Annotated in this window: 15 protein-coding genes and 4 pseudogenes; 8 read left to right on the top strand and 11 right to left on the bottom strand. The window is 66.2% G+C overall.

All coding sequences use genetic code 11. The annotated features are described in order from the left end of the window. Nucleotides 1-6: 6 nt before the first annotated feature. From ACY0PA_RS00205 to ACY0PA_RS00195, 3 genes and pseudogenes are all read left to right on the top strand, one after another. Nucleotides 7-111: pseudogene (locus tag ACY0PA_RS00205) on the top strand (IS5/IS1182 family transposase); the annotation flags it as partial. A 407-nt stretch (nucleotides 112-518) separates the two neighbouring features. Further along, nucleotides 519-2,300, top strand: a complete 1,782-nt coding sequence (locus tag ACY0PA_RS00200; RefSeq protein WP_473082762.1) for a reverse transcriptase domain-containing protein — start codon at nucleotides 519-521, stop codon at nucleotides 2,298-2,300. Between the two features lie 107 nt (nucleotides 2,301-2,407). Further along, nucleotides 2,408-2,533 (top strand): annotated as a pseudogene (locus tag ACY0PA_RS00195) (IS5/IS1182 family transposase); the annotation flags it as partial. A gap of 70 nt (nucleotides 2,534-2,603) precedes the next feature. On the opposite strand, the gene ACY0PA_RS00190 reads toward ACY0PA_RS00195, so the two are convergent. The 4 genes from ACY0PA_RS00190 to ACY0PA_RS00175 form a co-directional block, all read right to left on the bottom strand. Further along, on the bottom strand, nucleotides 2,604-3,263 hold the full coding sequence (locus tag ACY0PA_RS00190; protein ID WP_473082761.1) for an RraA family protein: 660 nt from the start codon (nucleotides 3,261-3,263) through the stop codon (nucleotides 2,604-2,606). Nucleotides 3,264-3,303: 40 nt separating this feature from the next. Next, nucleotides 3,304-3,576: a DUF6510 family protein gene (locus ACY0PA_RS00185; RefSeq protein ID WP_473082760.1), complete on the bottom strand. Its 273-nt coding sequence runs from the start codon at nucleotides 3,574-3,576 to the stop codon at nucleotides 3,304-3,306. 283 nt (nucleotides 3,577-3,859) lie between these two features. Next, the gene (locus tag ACY0PA_RS00180) at nucleotides 3,860-4,612 is read right to left on the bottom strand and encodes a ferredoxin reductase (RefSeq protein ID WP_473082759.1); all 753 of its coding nucleotides are present in this window, start codon (nucleotides 4,610-4,612) and stop codon (nucleotides 3,860-3,862) included. Continuing rightward, a complete protein-coding gene (locus ACY0PA_RS00175; RefSeq protein WP_473082758.1) occupies nucleotides 4,582-5,181 on the bottom strand; it encodes a molybdopterin-dependent oxidoreductase in 600 nt (199 codons plus the stop codon). The genes ACY0PA_RS00180 and ACY0PA_RS00175 overlap by 31 nt, the downstream gene beginning before the upstream one ends. A gap of 519 nt (nucleotides 5,182-5,700) precedes the next feature. On the opposite strand from ACY0PA_RS00175, the gene ACY0PA_RS00170 reads away from it, so the two are divergent. Together ACY0PA_RS00170 and ACY0PA_RS00165 are read left to right on the top strand one after the other, a co-directional pair. Continuing rightward, nucleotides 5,701-5,931, top strand: a complete 231-nt coding sequence (locus tag ACY0PA_RS00170) for a hypothetical protein (RefSeq protein ID WP_473082757.1) — start codon at nucleotides 5,701-5,703, stop codon at nucleotides 5,929-5,931. 573 nt (nucleotides 5,932-6,504) lie between these two features. After that, on the top strand, nucleotides 6,505-7,968 hold the full coding sequence (locus ACY0PA_RS00165) for a dihydrolipoyl dehydrogenase family protein (protein ID WP_473082756.1): 1,464 nt from the start codon (nucleotides 6,505-6,507) through the stop codon (nucleotides 7,966-7,968). Between the two features lie 299 nt (nucleotides 7,969-8,267). Here the strand turns inward: ACY0PA_RS00165 and ACY0PA_RS00160 are convergent, their stop codons facing one another. From ACY0PA_RS00160 to ACY0PA_RS00145, 4 genes are all read right to left on the bottom strand, one after another. Further along, complete coding sequence (locus ACY0PA_RS00160) at nucleotides 8,268-8,651, bottom strand: MmcQ/YjbR family DNA-binding protein (RefSeq protein WP_473086192.1); 384 nt, start codon at nucleotides 8,649-8,651, stop codon at nucleotides 8,268-8,270. Nucleotides 8,652-9,084: 433 nt separating this feature from the next. Beyond that, complete coding sequence (locus tag ACY0PA_RS00155) at nucleotides 9,085-10,002, bottom strand: NADP-dependent oxidoreductase (protein ID WP_473082755.1); 918 nt, start codon at nucleotides 10,000-10,002, stop codon at nucleotides 9,085-9,087. A 52-nt stretch (nucleotides 10,003-10,054) separates the two neighbouring features. After that, on the bottom strand, nucleotides 10,055-10,177 hold the full coding sequence (locus tag ACY0PA_RS00150) for a hypothetical protein (protein WP_473082754.1): 123 nt from the start codon (nucleotides 10,175-10,177) through the stop codon (nucleotides 10,055-10,057). Nucleotides 10,178-10,258: 81 nt separating this feature from the next. Further along, nucleotides 10,259-10,807 (bottom strand): carboxymuconolactone decarboxylase family protein, encoded by a 549-nt coding sequence (locus ACY0PA_RS00145; RefSeq protein WP_473082753.1) that lies wholly within the window; start codon nucleotides 10,805-10,807, stop codon nucleotides 10,259-10,261. A 133-nt stretch (nucleotides 10,808-10,940) separates the two neighbouring features. On the opposite strand from ACY0PA_RS00145, the gene ACY0PA_RS00140 reads away from it, so the two are divergent. Continuing rightward, a complete protein-coding gene (locus ACY0PA_RS00140; RefSeq protein WP_473082752.1) occupies nucleotides 10,941-11,633 on the top strand; it encodes a TetR/AcrR family transcriptional regulator in 693 nt (230 codons plus the stop codon). Between the two features lie 331 nt (nucleotides 11,634-11,964). Here ACY0PA_RS00140 and ACY0PA_RS00135 read toward each other — a convergent pair. The 3 genes and pseudogenes from ACY0PA_RS00135 to ACY0PA_RS00125 form a co-directional block, all read right to left on the bottom strand. Beyond that, nucleotides 11,965-13,458: pseudogene (locus tag ACY0PA_RS00135) on the bottom strand (ISL3 family transposase); the annotation flags it as partial. 208 nt (nucleotides 13,459-13,666) lie between these two features. Further along, nucleotides 13,667-14,656 (bottom strand): phosphotransferase family protein, encoded by a 990-nt coding sequence (locus ACY0PA_RS00130; RefSeq protein WP_473082751.1) that lies wholly within the window; start codon nucleotides 14,654-14,656, stop codon nucleotides 13,667-13,669. A gap of 56 nt (nucleotides 14,657-14,712) precedes the next feature. Continuing rightward, a pseudogene (locus ACY0PA_RS00125) lies at nucleotides 14,713-14,862 on the bottom strand (ATP-binding protein); the annotation flags it as partial. A 145-nt stretch (nucleotides 14,863-15,007) separates the two neighbouring features. Between ACY0PA_RS00125 and ACY0PA_RS00120 the strand changes: the two are divergent. Both ACY0PA_RS00120 and ACY0PA_RS00115 read left to right on the top strand, forming a co-directional pair. Further along, nucleotides 15,008-16,072 (top strand): tyrosine-type recombinase/integrase, encoded by a 1,065-nt coding sequence (locus ACY0PA_RS00120; protein ID WP_473082750.1) that lies wholly within the window; start codon nucleotides 15,008-15,010, stop codon nucleotides 16,070-16,072. Further along, nucleotides 16,069-16,383, top strand: a complete 315-nt coding sequence (locus ACY0PA_RS00115; RefSeq protein ID WP_388398995.1) for a helix-turn-helix domain-containing protein — start codon at nucleotides 16,069-16,071, stop codon at nucleotides 16,381-16,383. Before ACY0PA_RS00120 ends, ACY0PA_RS00115 begins: the two co-directional genes overlap by 4 nt. Nucleotides 16,384-16,640: the final 257 nt, after the last annotated feature.

The following is a 16,640-nucleotide window of genomic DNA, read 5'->3' as shown; positions in this document are numbered from 1 at the left end:
AAAGTGCGGCAATGGCTCCGCCTACGCCGCATAACCCCGCGCATCGCTCGCAAGGGAGTTGAGACGTCACAGAAGCTGGGGCGCCACCGGTGGACCATCGAACGCACCATGTGCGCCACGAGGCGCTCTGTTTGTATCCCCGGCTGAGCCGGGAGGAACTCGGAAGGAGGTTCCTGGGCCCGATGACTTACCTGGATCCGAAAGGTGAAGGGGACAACAGCATGTCAGAAAACCAGTGACCGGGCCCAGTTGTCAGGGACGGGGTGCTGGGTGGCCCGCGCGATATGGCGAAGACTGGATTGTTTGAAGCCCAATCTCCAGAAGATGCAAGATCCCATCCGCCGGAAAGGCAACTGAAACCGGCGCCGCGCTATCGCCTACGGGATGCGAGTCCTAGGGCGACGGAGGCCCCGTAGTAGTCGCCGGATTAACGCCCGGCCAGGGAGGACGGGAAAGCCGTCCGCAGGGCGAAGGGGGCTAGGTGATTCGGACACCTTGAAACCCGGGAGGTATGCGAAATGCAGAGTGCCACAACGGTGCTGGGTGTCCTGCGTGAACGCGGCAGGCGCAACCTGCCGTGCGATGAACTGTATCGGCAGCTGTTCAACCCGCAGTTGTATCTTCTGGCCTACGGACGCATCTACGCCAACCATGGCGCGATGACGCCCGGGGTCACGTCGGAAACCGTGGACGGCATGTCCCAACGGAAGATCAGCCGGATCGTCGAGGCGATGCGTCACGAGCGCTATCGGTTCCGTCCGGTGCGTCGCATCCATATCCCGAAGAAGAACGGGAAGATGCGTCCGCTGGGGCTACCGACCTGGTCGGACAAGCTCGTCGGTGAAGTGGTCCGTCTGTTATTGGAGGCGTATTACGAGCCAACATTCTCCGACCGCTCTCATGGGTTCCGTCCCCGTCGAGGTTGCCATACCGCATTGCGGGAGGTGGACCACACCTGGACCGGGACTTCCTGGTTCATCGAAGGGGACATCGCCGACTGCTTCGGCAGCCTGGACCACCAGGTCCTACTGTCGGTACTCGGCGAGAAGATCCATGACCAGCGGTTTCTGCGGCTGGTGCGCAACATGCTCAATGCCGGATACCTGGAGGACTGGAGGTGGGGGGCCACGCTCTCCGGAGCGCCGCAAGGCGGAGTGGCCTCCCCGATCCTGTCCAACATCTACCTGCACAGGCTCGATGAGTTCGTCGAGACAGTTCTGATTCCGGAGTACACCCGAGGAGATCGCCGGGCCCGTAACCCGGCCTATCTGAAGATGCAGAATCTGCTGGCGAAAGCCCGCCGGCGCGGCGACCGGGCCCAGGCCCGCATGCTGCGCAAGCGGATGGTCAGCCTGCCGAGCTCGGACCCGAATGACCCGGGATATCGGAGGCTGCGCTATATCCGCTACGCGGACGATCATCTCCTGGGCTTCGCCGGACCGAAAGCCGAGGCCGAGCAGATCAAGCAGCGCCTGGCCCAGTTCCTGCGTGATGAACTCAGGCTGGAGCTGTCCCAGGACAAGACCTTGATCACTCATGCCCGAACCGGGGCAGCTCGGTTTCTCGGTTACGAGATCACGACCCAGCACAACGATACGAAGAAGACCGGCCGTTACCGACGCGTCAACGGTCAGATCGCACTCCGTGTCCCCCGGGACGTGATCAAAGCCAAGTGCGCCCCGTATCTTGCCCGCGGGAAACCCGCGAAGAGAAAGGCCCTGATCAACAGCAGTGATCACGCGATCGTTGCGACGTTCGGTGCCGTTTACCGGGGCATAGCCCAGTACTACCTGCTCGCCGGAGATGCCTTCCGGCTGCATCGGCTGCAATGGGTCATGGAGACGTCCATGCTCAAGACTCTTGCGGCCAAGCACCGCTCATCGGTGCCGAAGATGGCCGCTAAGCACAAGGCCCGAATCGACACCCCCAACGGACCCCGAGTCTGTTTCGAGGCCCGCATCGAGCGGAAGAACAGGAAGCCACTGGTAGCGCGGTTCGGTGGAATTCCACTCCAGCGGCAGCGGACGGCAGAGATCACCGACCGCGAACCGGTCCGGGTGGACTATCCGCAGAAGGAACTCATCGCGAGGCTCCTGGCGGACACCTGCGAGATCTGCGGAAGCAAGGGCAACGTGCAAGTGCACCATGTCCGCGCCCTCGCCGATCTCGCGCATGCCGGATGGCAGCCCTCCGACTGGGCGCGCGTCATGCTGCATCGGCGTCGCAAGACCGTCGTGGCCTGCGACACCTGCCATGACCGAATCCACTCACAACGGCCTGCCAAAACAGTCACGCGGTAGTCACTGGAGAGCCGGATGACCGGGAAACCGTCATGTCCGGTTCGGCGGGAGGCCGCGCGGAACAGGACCTGCCTCGGCGGGCACCTCACCGCGCGGCCGACCCAACGTCGTGGCTGTCGGGCTACCGACGGCTCAGCCCACGCTACGAACGCCACCCCCGCAACTACCTGGCCTTCCTCGGCCTCGCCGCAGCCCTGTGCTGCTACAAGCGATACGCCCGCCTCACCACATAGGACACCGTCTAAAGATGACTGGTGGTTCCTATAAGTGCCGCTGACCTTGCGATCAGCGAGTAGGGACGTGTTACTGCTCAGACCTGTCGTCGGCGGGGTTTCCTTGGCGCACTCTCTCGACAAAGGCTGCTTCGTCCTGTGCGACGCGGTTGGCTTCTTCGAAAACGCTGAGGACCTGTGCAGCGGGGATGACGGCAGCGCCGGACGTATCCGCGAACACGTAATCACCGGGGCGGACGGTCACGCCCGCTACGACGACCGTCCGGTTGGCCTCGAACGGCGCTACCACGTCGCCGCCCCATTTGGTCGTCTGCCCCCAGCAGTAGACGGCGAAGTCGTAACTCGCGATTTCGGTGAAGTCCCGGAGACGACCGTCGGCCAAGATGCCCGCAAGACCTCGTGCTGCCACCTGCGACAGCTTTGTTCCGCCTCCGAGTGAGACGTCGGCATGCCCGTTGCTGGCCAGGACCAGCACGCGCCCCTGTGCGCCGTCTCCGATGGCGTCATTGAACAGCCGGAAGAAGTTGAACTGCTCGGGTGGGAGCGTTTCCTCGCATGAAGGCAGGTACGAGACCGTCACCGCGGGCCCTAGCAGGACCCGGCCCGGAGTTGGACTCACCAGGTCGTTGATGTGACACCTATGGCGATGCATCCGTCCCATGGCATCGACGACGTCGGGGGTGCGTACCCGCGAGGCCAGACCTTGCAGGCGCTCGTTCATGTCTGCCATGGAGTCTCCCGAGCCGACTTGCGACCTTGTGGTACGCAGGTCATTGCGGTGTTGGGATCTTGAGGTAATCCAGGCCGCCGGCATCGAGCCACAACTGGGTGGGAGAGCGGACCAGGCGAAGGAGAACGCTGTCGCACCCGGGACAGCGCAGCACCGTCCCGGGGCCACCGAGGAAGGCATGCGTCTGGGCAAGCAGCATCTGTTCCCCGCAGCCATGGCATCGTCCGGACGCCATGGTCATGTCGGTCCCGAACAGGGACTCGAGGTCCCCGGCGGCGGCGTTGCCGTCGAAGAAGTCAGGCATCAGGGTCATAGCGATTCAGCTCCCTGTCGTACCGATGCGCCCGGGGCCTGTCCGACCGGGATCATGGGTGTGTCCCAGGAAGAGACCGAACGCGGCAGGCACCACAAGGGGCGCGTCTGTGCAGGTAGCGCGGTGACTGCTGGGCTGTCGCCGCTGTAGGTCGCCAGCCGGGCAACCCCGCCACTGGCGCGTATACCAGCCATTATGGACGACCACGTGGAACCTGGCTCTCTGCGAGGCCGACGGCGCGCGTTGACGCCAAGACTTACGGTCGTGGTGTTTCAGCGTCTCCTCATTTGCTGGGGCCGAAACGCTCGGTGCGGATACGGCCAGGGTGGTGGCCGAGTGCCACCAGCAGGCCCGAGGCCTTCTCGACGAAGCCGGTGGAACCGCAGACGTAGCAAGTGGGTTCGAAGTCCGGTGGCCACCTGGCGCTTGACAGGTCCGAAGCGGTGATCTGCCCTGGAGGAAGCGGCCACTGTGGTGGGGCGGAGCGGGAATAGACGTACGTCTTGTCGAGGCCCGGCTCGTCCTGTCTCAACTCGGATTCGTAGAGCTGATCCTCGGGGCTGCGTATGGAGTACACCAAACGGAAGGGCGTACGACTGCCGACCGCGCGGCGCATACGGATCATCGCCATCAAGGGCACCAGGCCGGAGCCGCCGCCCACCAGCAGAATCGGTTCCTTCTGCTCTGGGCGCCACACGAACCAGCCGCCCACCGGTCCGCGCAGTTCCAGCACATCGCCCATGGCGAGTTCGTCCGTCAGATACGGAGAGACCTCGCCGTCACTGACACGCTGAACGGTCAGCTCGACACTCTCGCCGTCGGGTGCCGAGGCCAGCGAGTAACTGCGCTGCGTACTGTAGCCGTCCTCCGCCGTGAGTCGCACATCCACATGCTGCCCCGCCAGGTGCCCCGGCCAGCCGGGCACCTCGAAGACGAGGGTGCGCGCAGCGCGCGACTCGACGCGCCCATCGGTGAGGCGGGCTGTCCTCCAGCGCAACCGGTCGCCTAGTCGCCTTGGTACCGCTGTTCGCGCCATGGGTCCCCATAATCGTGGTAGCCGATGTTCTCCCAAAAACCCCGTTCTTCTTCGACGAGCAGCTGGATGCTGTGCACCCACTTGGCGGACTTCCACAAGTACAAGTGCGGAATCAGCAGCCTGGCGGGCCCGCCGTGCTCCGGCGCGAGTTCCTCGCCGTCATAGCGGTACGCGATCCATGCCTGCCCGTCGAGAAGGTCCTCCAGGGGCACGTTGGTGGAGTAATCGCCGTAGGAATGAACGAGCGCGTAATCGGCACTGGTCTCCACGTCCTCAAGAAGGACGTCCAAGGAGACTCCCTGCCACTCCGTGTCGAACTTCGACCACTTGGTGACACAGTGCAGGTCAACAGTTGAGGTCTGGCTGGGCAACGCCGTGAGCTGTGCCCAGTTCCAGCTCCGCCGTGCACCCGTCTCCGTGCGGATGGTGAACTCCCACTCGTCAAGCTCCACCGTGGGAGTGGGTCCCGCGGACAGAACGGGGAAGTCGGTGGTTTCGTACTGCCCAGGAGGCAGTTTGCGCCGTGTATCCCGCGCTCGTCCGTGGAATCCGCGCGAAACGATGGGCATGCCGTGCCCCCATTTCTCCGAAGTCGGCGATTTCTATTCTCCAGGACATCGCGCACCACAGCATCTGGGCAGGAGAAGGCTCCTGAGAGCGTGGCCTGGCCACGAGCCGCATCTCGTCGGTTCCCCTCAAAGCGATCTGGGCGCAACGGCGTTGATGGCACCAAAGGAGGTGGGTTAAGACTCCACGGGGCCGGGCTACTTACGTTCCCGGGCGGCGTCCGAAGATGGCCTGGCGCAGGGTCGGGTACTGCTGACTGATGCCGGTGGGGCATTCGGGGCAATACCGGCCGTCTTCGAGCGGCGGGGGTGTGCCCCTATGGGTTTCGTCAAGCTGATGGGGCGGGCTGGGGTTCGTAGAAGGTGCCGTCGCGGAGCATCGCGAAGAGTTGGCGGTCGTCGACTTTTTGATGCGACATCGGACCACCTGTCCCGCAGGGCCGGCCGCAGACCGTGGTCTGCGCCGGCCGGCCGCCGAAGTACGAGCGTCCGCTGAAGGGCTCGGCGGTGGACGCGGTCAGGGTGCAGATCCGCAAGCTTTTGCGGGAGACGCCGACGATGCCGGCGACGGTGATTGTGGAGCGGATCGGCTGGCAGCGGGGGAGGACGATCCTCAAGGAACGTGTTGCGCGTGAGCTCGGACCGGCGTGTTTGCCGGTGGACCCGGTGTCCCGGACGACGTATCGGCCGGGCGAGCCAGTCCAGTGTGACCTGTGGTTCTCCGAGGCGGACATCCCGCTGGGCCATGGGTAGACGGGTCGGCCGCCGGTCTGGGTGATGGTGTCCGGCTGCTCGTGGGTGATCGCCGGGAGGGTGCTGCCCTCGCGGCGGGCCGGGGACCATGATCCCGGCCCCGGTCGGGGAACGGCTGGCGATCGACACGGCGGCGTACAACAATTGCACCTACTGCCTCTTCGCCCACACCTACATAGGGCGCGCGTCGCCAAGGTCGGCGCCGGGGGGGGCTGGAGTGTGCCCGCCACGCGGAGTCCGCCGACCCGCACGCCGCCGCAGTGCCGGACCCGTCCCACGCGATTGCCCGCGGCCACCTCGGTGAAACGCAGCTCAAGGCTGCCCGGGCCGTGGACGTCACCGACGCCAGATCGCCTAGGTCGCGGGCAATCTGGCGTTGAACATCCTCACGAGCTACTTCAACGTCCTCGTCGATACCGACACCGAATGGCCGGTCGTCACCCCGCACACCGACGCCTGACCGACGTGCCCTGGCCTGGTCTGGGAACCCCAGGCCCGATCCACCAGGCCCGACGGGCAGCATCACCACCGCCTCGACCGTCGTCAGGCACTCCCTGGAATGCGAGGAAGGACATGAGCGAATCGCACGAAACCCGGACAGGGGTGGCTTACGACGTGGTCGTGCTGGGCGCAGGCCCGGCCGGTGCGAACGTCGCCGACCGCGCCCGCGCCGCCGGCCTCTCCGTAGCGGTCGTGGAACGGGAACTGGTCGGCGGTGACTGCGCGTACTGGGCGTGCGTGCCCAGTAAGGCGCTGCTGCGGCCGGTCATCGCGCTCGCCGACGCGCGGCGCGTGGACGGTGCCCGGCAGGCTGTCACCGGTCGGGTCGACGCCGATGGCGTCTTCGCCCGTCGCAACCGCTCTGTCTCCGATTGGGACGACACCAGACAGGCTCTGTTCCTCAAGTCCATCGGAGCCGACCTTTTTCGTGGCCACGGCCGTTTCGACGGGCCCCGACGCGTCAGCGTCACCCGTGACGACGGCGCCCGGCAGACCCTCACGGCCCGGCACGCAGTGGCCATCGCCACCGGCAGCCGACCGGCGTTGCCCGACATCCCGGGCATCGCCGAGGCCCGTCCATGGACGAGCCGGCAGGGCACCGAATCCAGCACCGTGCCCACGCGCCTCGCCATCATCGGCGGCGGCGGAGTCGGCATCGAGATGGCCACCCTCTGGCAGGGCCTCGGCTCCCAGGTCACCCTGCTCGCCCGGCGCCGCCTGATCCCCCGCCTGGAACGCTTCGCCGGCGAACTGGTCGCTGAGGGATTGAGAGAGTCGGGTGCGGATGTGCGGATCGGCGTGCAGGTGACCGCCCTGCGCCGCCCGGACCCGCAGGGGCCGGTCACCCTCACCCTCGACGACGGCGGCGAGCTGGAGGCCGACGAGGTCTTGTGCGCCACCGGCCGCACCCCCGCCACCGACGACATCGGCCTGGACACGGTCGGCCTCACCCCCGGCTCCTGGCTCGATGTGGACACCACCTGCCTGGTGCAGGGGGTCGACGGCGACTGGCTGTACGCCCTCGGCGACGTCAACCATCGTGCCTTGCTCACCCATCAGGGGAAATACCAAGCGCGGACCGCAGGCGACGCCATCGGCGCCCGCGCCGCCGGCCGCCCGCTCGACGACACGCCCTGGGGCGACCACGCCACAACCGCCGACCAGCACGCCGTACCCCAGGTCTTCTTCAGCGACCCCGAGGCGGCCGCGGTGGGCCTGAGCGCCGAGCAGGCGGAACGCTCCGGGTACCGCGTCAAGACCGTCGACCTTGACTTCAACGCTGCCCAGGGCGCCAATCTCTACGCCGACGGCTACCAGGGCCACGCCAGGCTGGTCGTCGACCTCGACCGGGAAGTCCTCCTCGGAGTGACCTTCGTCGGCCCCGGCGTCAGCGAGCTCCTGCACTCGGCAACCATTGCAGTCGCCGGCGAAATCCCGCTCAAACGGCTCAGGCACGCGATCGCCCCCTTCCCCACCAGCAGCGAGATCTGGCTCTTCCTCCTCGCCGCCTACCAGCACGATCAGGAGACGCCGTAGACCACCGCCACCTGACACCGAAAGGGGACGGCTCAGGCGCGCTGGCCCAGTCGTCGCAGGGCCCTGACCGTCCTGTCGCACCGGGCTGTGTTGCAGCAGCCGCCCGTACTCCGGTTCTGCCTTGAGGGTGACGATGCGTTCGTCCGGGTCGTCCGTGACGATCAGGAAGACCTTGCCCGCCACCTTGTATGCGTCCAGCTGCTCGGTGAACGGGCGCCTGCGGCTGACCCCGGGCAGCGCCAGTACCGTGTCGCGCGCTCCGTCCTGGAGCTTCTCGCCGCTGATGGGCAGGACGAAGGTCAGGCGCGGCGGCCGTAGGTGCGCGGATCCACGGGCTGCTCGGACTTGGGAAGCCCGCCGACCACGAGACGGTAGGAGTCGATCACGAGCTCCTTCACTAGCTTCTCGTCGATGGTGCCCCCGCCTTCAGCCGTGATCCAGTGCCTCTTGTTCATGTGATAGCCGGGGGTAATGTCTCCGTACTGCTCACGCAGGGCTGCGGCGTCGTCCGGATCAGCTTTCAGGATCACGACGGGGCGCCCCGGCATGTCGGTCATGAGCATGAAGACCTTGCCGCGCACCTTGTAGAGCGCCCAGTCGGGGCCGAAACGATGCTCCAGGTCGGTGCCGGGCAGTTCCACAGTGCAGTCGCGCGCGATCTTCTGCAGCTCTTGTCCGTCCAAGGTGATCAACTCCTCTATCGATCCGAGTGCCCTGACCGCCCGGCCAAGGCCCAAGGCGGCGTCTCCCGAATGGCCGCCACGAACGGTGGCGCCCGCACGCCGGCAACAGTGACGGAAGCCGACGGGGGTACAGAGACAGCTACGCGGGCGGCGCGACGCGGGCGGCCAAATCCGCGTACACCGACACGGCGGCAAATACTCGTATGGCATCCGAGCCGGTGACATCAGGTCCCCGCCACAGCGTGCCGACCTGCTGACGGATCGTAGGCCGGGGGCCGGTCGCGTCGCGGGTGCAGTCGAACCCGGCATCCCGCCGGAACCGGACCTGCCCGATGATCTACGCCATGGTCATCGGCCATCGACCGGCGCAAGTACCCGAACCGCCACGCACACCAGGCCCATGACCTGCCAGTCGGACTGTGGCCGTCACTCGCTACGGGCGTACGCGGATGACTGTCTTCCCGCGGCGTCGCGTGGTCGGGTTAAGGGCACCAACGGCATCATCCAAGCTCGCGACGTCACCGATGTTTGTCCGCAGCCGTCCGTCCCGCACCCGCTGCACGATCTCACCCAGTTCGGCACGGTCGACCTCGACAACGAAGTCCACCGCCAGGCCGTCAGCGGGTCGCGCCTCGACCGGGCCGACGATGGACACCAGCGTTCCTCCAGCCTTGACCAGGGCAGCGGACCGCTTCTGAACGTCGCCACCGATGACATCGAAGACCAGATCGACGCCGCCGACGTCTTTCAGCGCGTCATTCTCGAGGTCGACGAACTCATGCGCGCCGAAGTCGAGTGCCTTCTCACGGTCGGCGGCGCGTCCGGTGCCGATGACGTAAGCGCCGGCCTCACGTGCGAGCTGGGTCACCATCGTCCCGACTGCCCCGGCCGCGCCATGGGCGAGGACGGTCTGGCCAGACTGAAGGCGGCCGTGCTGGAACAGCCCCTGCCACGCGGTCAGACCTGAGATGGGCAGGGACGCGCCTACCGTGAAGTCGACGTCGCCGGGCAGCGGTGCGAGGTTGCGTGCTTCGATCGCCACGTACTCCGCCAGGGTGCCGTCACGGTGCCAGTCGGCGAGGCCGAACACCCGCTGCCCGACCGACAGCCCCGTCGTGCCGTAGCCGAGTGCGGTGACCACTCCGGCCAGCTCGTGGCCGGGGATCGACGGTGTCTTGTCACGGCCGGCGCGATCGGTCCAGGTCGATGGCCACTCCATCTCCGTCGGGACGAAGCCCGATGCATGAATCTGAACGATGACGTCATTGATCGATGCGGACGGCTCAGGCCGCTCCGTCAGCGTCATCCCGGCCGTTCCCGCGGCCGGGTCGGTTACCACAATGGCTTTCATTGAAATGCTTCTTCCTCGTATGTGTGGTGGGTTTTGGTTTCCGGGTGGGTGTTTAGATGAAGGTGAACAGCTGGTCCGTGTCGAAGCGCGAGATCGGGCTGGCGTTCGGCATGACGAGATCACCGTCGCGGGTGTGCAGCGCCATGAACTTCTCATAGACCTCAGAGCCCTGCATAACGAACCTTTCCTGGATGATCGTTAAAGAGATTGGTGGATCGAGCGGCTCGATGCACCGCCTCGGCAGGGGCGCCGACGCTTATCGCGTCGTACCGATCGGGGAGACGTCGGGGAAGTCCATGTCGGTCTGATTGACGTTGTTGATGAAGTTGGTCAGTAGGACCTGCACCGCCACGGTGACGATCGACAGGATCTGCTGGTCGGTGTATCCCGCACTTCGCACCTCCGCCAGGTCGGCGTCGCTGACCTGACCGCGGAAGTCCACTACCTGCTGAGCGAAACGCGCGACCGCGGCGCGCTTGGGGTCGGTCGACCTGCCGGCCCGGGCCAGGTCGATGTCCTCGCTCGACATGCCACCGAGTTCGGACGATACGTAGCTGTGCAACGCCAGACAGTAATCGCAACCGTTGGCTTCTGAGACGGCAAGCGCGATGGTGTGCCGCGTCTTCGCGTCCAGAACCCGGCTCAAGGTGCCCTGCAGTGTCATGACGACGTCGAGGACGGTGGGGTTCGACGCGAGAGTCGCGAACGTGTTCGGGACGAAGCCGAACTGCGCGCCGACGTTGTGGAGGATGCCCTTCGTCGCCTCGGGGGCGTCGTCGGGAGAGGGAGCGTTCAGTCGTGACATGGCGAATCAACCTCCGGTGAGTGGGCGTCGTCAGCCCGGGTTGCGCTTGGGACATTTTGGGCTTGTCGGCCCAGTTCTGAGTGAACACTGCTCGTGACTGGGCTGTCAAGCCCAATCGAGGTATCGTCTAAGCATGAAACCCACGACAGGAGCCCGGGACCCCCACAAGCTCACCGGCAAGGGACAGGCCACGCGGGCCCGCATCCTGGAGCACGCCGCGGAGCTCATCTACACCAACGGCGTCCACGCCACGAACAACGAGCAGCTCCGCCGCGCCGCCGGCGTCAGCGGATCGCAGCTCAACCACTACTTCTCGACCAAGGAGAGCCTCGTCCTGGCCGTGATCGCCTGGCAGGCCGAGCGCGTCCTCACGTTCCACCGCGGTGAGCGATTCGCCCGCTTCGACAACCTCGACGCATTGCGGGCGTGGGCGGATTTCTACGTCGGCTACGAGCGCGCCTACCAGGAAGGCTGCAGTCTCGGCTCCCTGGCGAGCGAGATCATCAAGACGGACCTTGACGTTCACGACGAGCTCGCGAGCGCGTTCGATCAGTGGAGGGACATCTTCCGCGATGGAATCGAGCGCATGCAGCAACTCGGCCGCATCAGCCCTGAGGCAGATCCTGCACGGCTGGCCACGCTGCTCCTTGCGGCCTTCCAGGGCGGCATGCTCCTCGCCCAGGTCGCGCGGGACATCGCTCCACTGAAAGATGCGCTGCAGACAGCCATCGACTATGTGCAGACCTTCGCGACGTCTCCCGACGCCGGAGAAGGTCTCGATCGTGAGGGCGTCGGCGGTGGGCATGGACAGCTCCTCTCGCGGTAGGACGGGCGGCAGCGCTGCAGGGTCGCGGTGCCGGCCAGGACTGGGCCCGCCCTGGTGGGACGAACGGCGTCGCCTCGTTACTCCTGCGGCTGCTTGTGGCGGCGGAGGCCGCCCCGGTCAGCGAGGGACGTCTCCTCGCCGCACCGGTAATTCGCCATACGGAGGCCATGCAGGTGGGAAACTTGGATCCCGTCGCACGAGCGTTGATGGCGCGGAGCGTGCCGGAGACGGGCTCCTTGTTCGGGCAAAACGCTCTAACCGCTCGTCCGCGGGCTGGCCGCTGTCGGCGTACACGTGAACGTGGCTCTGGCAAGATTTCCGTAGCCGGAGATCATTTCAGTGACACGCTCGGCCGGTCCGCATAGCGTCGGCGCAGGTGGGCGATCAGAACGACGCGGTGGCGGAGAAGTAAGACGCCAGCGCGTCCGGCCATGAGGCGTTTCTGCAGCTTGACGTCGGTGATACGGCCCTCGTTGACCCCGGAGTTGTAAGGGGTGGTGATCCCTTGGGTGACGGCATGTCGATCCTCGCGCAGGGCTCCGGCAAGGCCGGTCAGCGGAGCCAGCCCCGTGTTCGCGAGGTCGTCCAGCCACGCTGGGAGGGATGCCGCGTCATGGTTGTTGAGCATGGTGGCGAAGCGGCGGACCAGGTCGTGGGTGAGCTTGAGTTCAGGGCATTGATCGAGGAGCCGGGGCAGGCGCTCGTTGATGTGCGGATTGCGGCGGTGCGGGTGGGTGGTGATCCATCGGGCGGTTTCGCGAGGTGAGGGCGGCCGCTCGCGCGGCTCGTCCAGGGGCAGGCCCTGTCTGAGGGGTGCGACGGCCATCTTCACGCGCTGGTAGTGGCCGAGGTAGCCCTTGGCCTGCAGTTCTTCGTGCAGGATCTTCGCGCTGTGTTGTCCTTCGTCCCAGCGTTGCCGCAGGTGGTCGAGGTAAGGGTCCAGCGTGGAGGGTTTGCGGGGCGGCCGGCGCATCACTTCTTGCCAGGTGTGAGCTCGGGCGTACTTGCCGACGGTTCGGCGGTCCAGGCCGAGCTCGCGGGCCACGGAACTGTGGTTCCGGCCGGTGCGGATCAGGGCTTGGACAGCCTCGAACAGTCTCTGGGCATGTCGCCCGGCCCGAGTGTCCACCGCGGGGCCCCCGGCGGGCTCCTCGGGCGGAGCGGGATTGCTCGCACTGACCGTGGGCAGCGCTGCGGGCAGGCATCCGCGGTGGGCGGAGGCGATGTCCTGAACGCGGCGGGAGAGGCCCTGCCAGAGGTGAAAACGGTCGCTGACCTGCACAGCTTCGGGGGCGCCGATATTGATGCCCTGTCGGTAGGTGAGCGATCCGTCGCGGCAGGCGATCTCAACGCCGGGGTGTTGGCGAAGCCACCGGGCGAACTGCTCTGCGTCGCGTCCTTCCCAGAGTGTGAGCGGGAGTCGTGTGGTGGCGTCGACAAGCAGGGTGCCGTAGGTGCCGCCGTAGAGCGCGAAGTCGTCCACCCCCAGCACCCGGGGCGTGACCAGTGGCGGAAGCGGCACTCGCATCAGCTGGGACAGGACGGCAACCCGAGAGAGCCTGATGTTCAAGATCCGCAGCATCCGGGAGCCGCCCCGGCCAGCCAGCACCACGCCGACGTCCTCCACCAAGTGCTGCAACATTGGTGTCCGCCGCTGGTAGCGCTCGGTCAGCCCCGGCACCTGCTCAGCGAAGGTCACCTTCGGGCAAGCTGTGTTTTCGCAGTACAGACGGCGCACGGACAAGTCGATGCGCAGAGGCCTGCCTGCAACCGTGACGTCGGCGAGGCTCCGGACATAGCGACTGTGGCACCACTCGCTGAGTCGTCCGCATCCTGGCTTCGTTCATCTCCAGGAACAGCGATTGTCGACCGGTTCTGGAGTCAGTTGTCGATCAGCCGGTTCGCGAGTGTCGAGGAGAAATGACGGCACTGCCAAGTGAGTGCGGGAACGTGGGACGGCCAGCCGCCCGTCAGGGCGGCTGGCCGTCGAGGCATGTAGCGGTGGAAGCGATGCGGATGTAGCGGACGTGGTGCTATGAGACCAACAGAGCCAGCGCTTCCTTCGCGTTGTGCTCGGCGATTTCCTGCATCACCGTGCGGTGCGGGAAGTCGCCATCGAGCAGGCGAAGGGGGCCGGCCACCAGTGAGAGACGCATCGCGAGCATGTAGAGATCGAGCCGTGCTGGATCGAGTCCGGGGCGGGACAAGGCTGGGTACTGGTCACCGAAACGAAGCTGCAGGAACACGTGCTCCCACTCGACATCGAAGAACATCAGGCCCTCGATGTCGATGAGGACAGGGTGGCCGGAGGCATCGACTAGGACATGGTCGGGCCCGAGTTCACCGTGGATCAGTCCGTGCTGCGTGCGCGGAGCCACTCGTGTGGCCAGCTCCTGCAAGCGATCGTGCAAAGAAGCTGCGGCTGATCCGATGCTGGGGGCGCGTTCGGCAGCCTCAGCGAGATCCTCGATGGCACGTTCGAGCACCAGTTGCTCGCATGAATCGCCACTCGCTCTGTCGCCCCGTTCGAGCACGTCCACCCTGCCGTAGTGCTGACTGTGCTGCTGGTGCATCACGTCGAGCATTGAGGCCAGCTCACTCAAGGCGTGTGCCGCGCGTGCGGGATCCGTCTTCAGGAGCGTTTCCAGAGTGTCGCCGGCAACGTCCTCGACAACTGCCACGTCCGCCGGGTAGCGGCGTCGGCCGTCGTCAGCGAGAAGCACCCCTGGAACCCGGACTCCAAGGCCGTCCAGTCTCCGCTGGGCCGCTAGGAAGGGGACCAACCCGGAGGCGGGAGCAAACGGGTGGGCCGCGTCGATGGCTTCCGCAGCTGGCCAGAAGTTCTCGGCCTCGGCCCAGCTGTAGACGATCACACTCGCTGCACATGATCCCCTCGTATGAACCCGGTAGACCCCCTTCTTGCTCCCGCCGCGCAACCGGTCCACTCCGACAACGCGGGCCTCCGCCCCCAGTGCCTCATGCACGATCCCTGACAAGGCTTCACTATCCGTGAACTGGCGCATCCGACGACCCTATCCCCGGCCAGATGCACGGTCGGGCCGAGTCGGCTTCCAGTGAATCAGCCGGCCTTGGCAGGTTCTTCGGCTCGTGCTCGGGTGCTGGCGAGACGGTAGGAGTCGGTGCCGGTCTCGATGATTGTGCCGTTGGAGGTGAGGCGGTCGACGATGGCCGCGCAGAGGCGGGGATCGGTGAAGGTCTTGGTCCAGCCATCTGGGGCTGGCACTTGTTCCCTCACAAGGGTTGCCGCTGTCACCTGGCCGTATCCCGTGCATGCGGTCTTCGTTGGTTCTCGTGGTAGCAGCCTGGTTTTCAAGGTGCTGCCTTGACCGTTCAGGTTCGAGGAAGGTGTGCCGGTGGCCGAGGCGAGATTGCAGGTCATCACGGGAGGAGCCATCCCGCAGGAGCCGCTGACCACGGACCCGTGGCAGTTCCAGACCATGTGCGTGGACGCGTTCGTCGCCTCGTGGCGGGCCCGCGGGTTCAGCCCGGTGACCATCGACAACGACATCGGCCTGCTGGAGCGGACACTCACCGCACTGGGACGGCCTGCGTGGGAAGTCACGCCCGAGGACATCGACCGCGTGGTGGGTGACCTGGCCGTTCAGGGCCGCAAGACGTCGACCCGACGCGAGTATGTGCAGATCTTCAAGGGCTTCCACCGGTTCCTGCAGGCCCGCAAGGCGGCCGAGATCGAGACCGCATTCGGCGTCCGACTGGTCTGCCCGGTCGACGAGTTCAACGCCTCCCGTCATGTCGGGGACGACTCGCCGGCCCTGCTGCCGCCGCCGACACCGGAGCGGGTGAACGACTTCTTCTCCTTCATGAAGCAGAGGATCGCGACCGCGAGGAAGTACGGACCCGCGGCGAGGGACTATGCGATGTTCCGGACGCTGTATCACGCCGGGCTCCGCTCGGAGGAGGCATCGCTGTTGGAGAAGCCGGACCTGCACTTCACCCGCGGCCCGTTCGGCAAGCTCCACGTCCGCTTCGGCAAGGGAGCCCACACGTCCGGGCCGCGGCCTCGGTGGGTGCCCATGCTCGACGGCCTGGACCTGGTGCTGCGGTGGTTCCTGGAGGACGTGCGGCCCAAGTTCCCCGACTCGCCGGTGCTCTTCGCTGATGAGTCCGGCGGCAGCCTGCATCGCGGGACCATCCGCAACCGGCTCCGCTATCTGATGGAACTCGAAGGACGCCCGGCATCAGAGCGGTTCAGCCCGCATGCTCTGCGACGAGCTTGCGCGACGCACAACTACGAACGTGGCGTCGATCTCGTCGCGATCCAGCAGATGCTCGGTCACTGGACCGTCAGCTCGACCATGCGATATGTCCGGCCTTCCGCGACCTTCATCGAGGACGCCTATCAACGCGCGGTCGCCAGCACTCTGGCCGAGCTGACCGGAAAGGACACCACGGCATGAAGATCCAATGGCGGCTGCGGATGGCCGCCGCCCAGCGCGAGGTGTGGACCGGGACAGAACTGCGGCGGCTGCTGGCCGAGAAGGCCGGCCTGGAACTGTCATCGGCTTCGGTGTCCGCGCTGTTCACCAAGGAACCCTCGCAGGTGAAGATGACCACGCTGGCCGCGTTGTGCACCGCGCTGGAGTGCACTCCTAACGACCTGATCGAGGTCGACACCACCCCCGTCGAACGGCCCCTCGCACCTCCTCGTCCAGTCGCTGACCTGCCGCAGGCCGTCTCCGCAAGGGGCCGGTCGATGCCGCCTTTGTGACCGGCGGGCGGCGATGGGCAAGAAGCAACGGGACTGTGTCACCTGCGGTGCCGCCGTCGGATATCTCGACCGCCAGCACTGCTGCCGGTGCTGGCGCCGGCTGAACGAGCAGGCAGCCAGGGCGGTTTGCCCCGGTTGCGGGCGCGAACCGCGTCCTGCAGCAGGACACCGGCCGGTGCATCATCTGCTCACGCGTATGCGAGGAATGCGGCCACCCCGTCCGGTCGTCGCAGAACCGTCTGTGCCGAGACTGCCGG

This window comes from Streptomyces sp. DS1-CR2, assembly GCF_055760475.1.
Note: the sequence above shows the minus strand (reverse complement) of the source record. Positions and strands in the feature narration are given on the sequence as shown.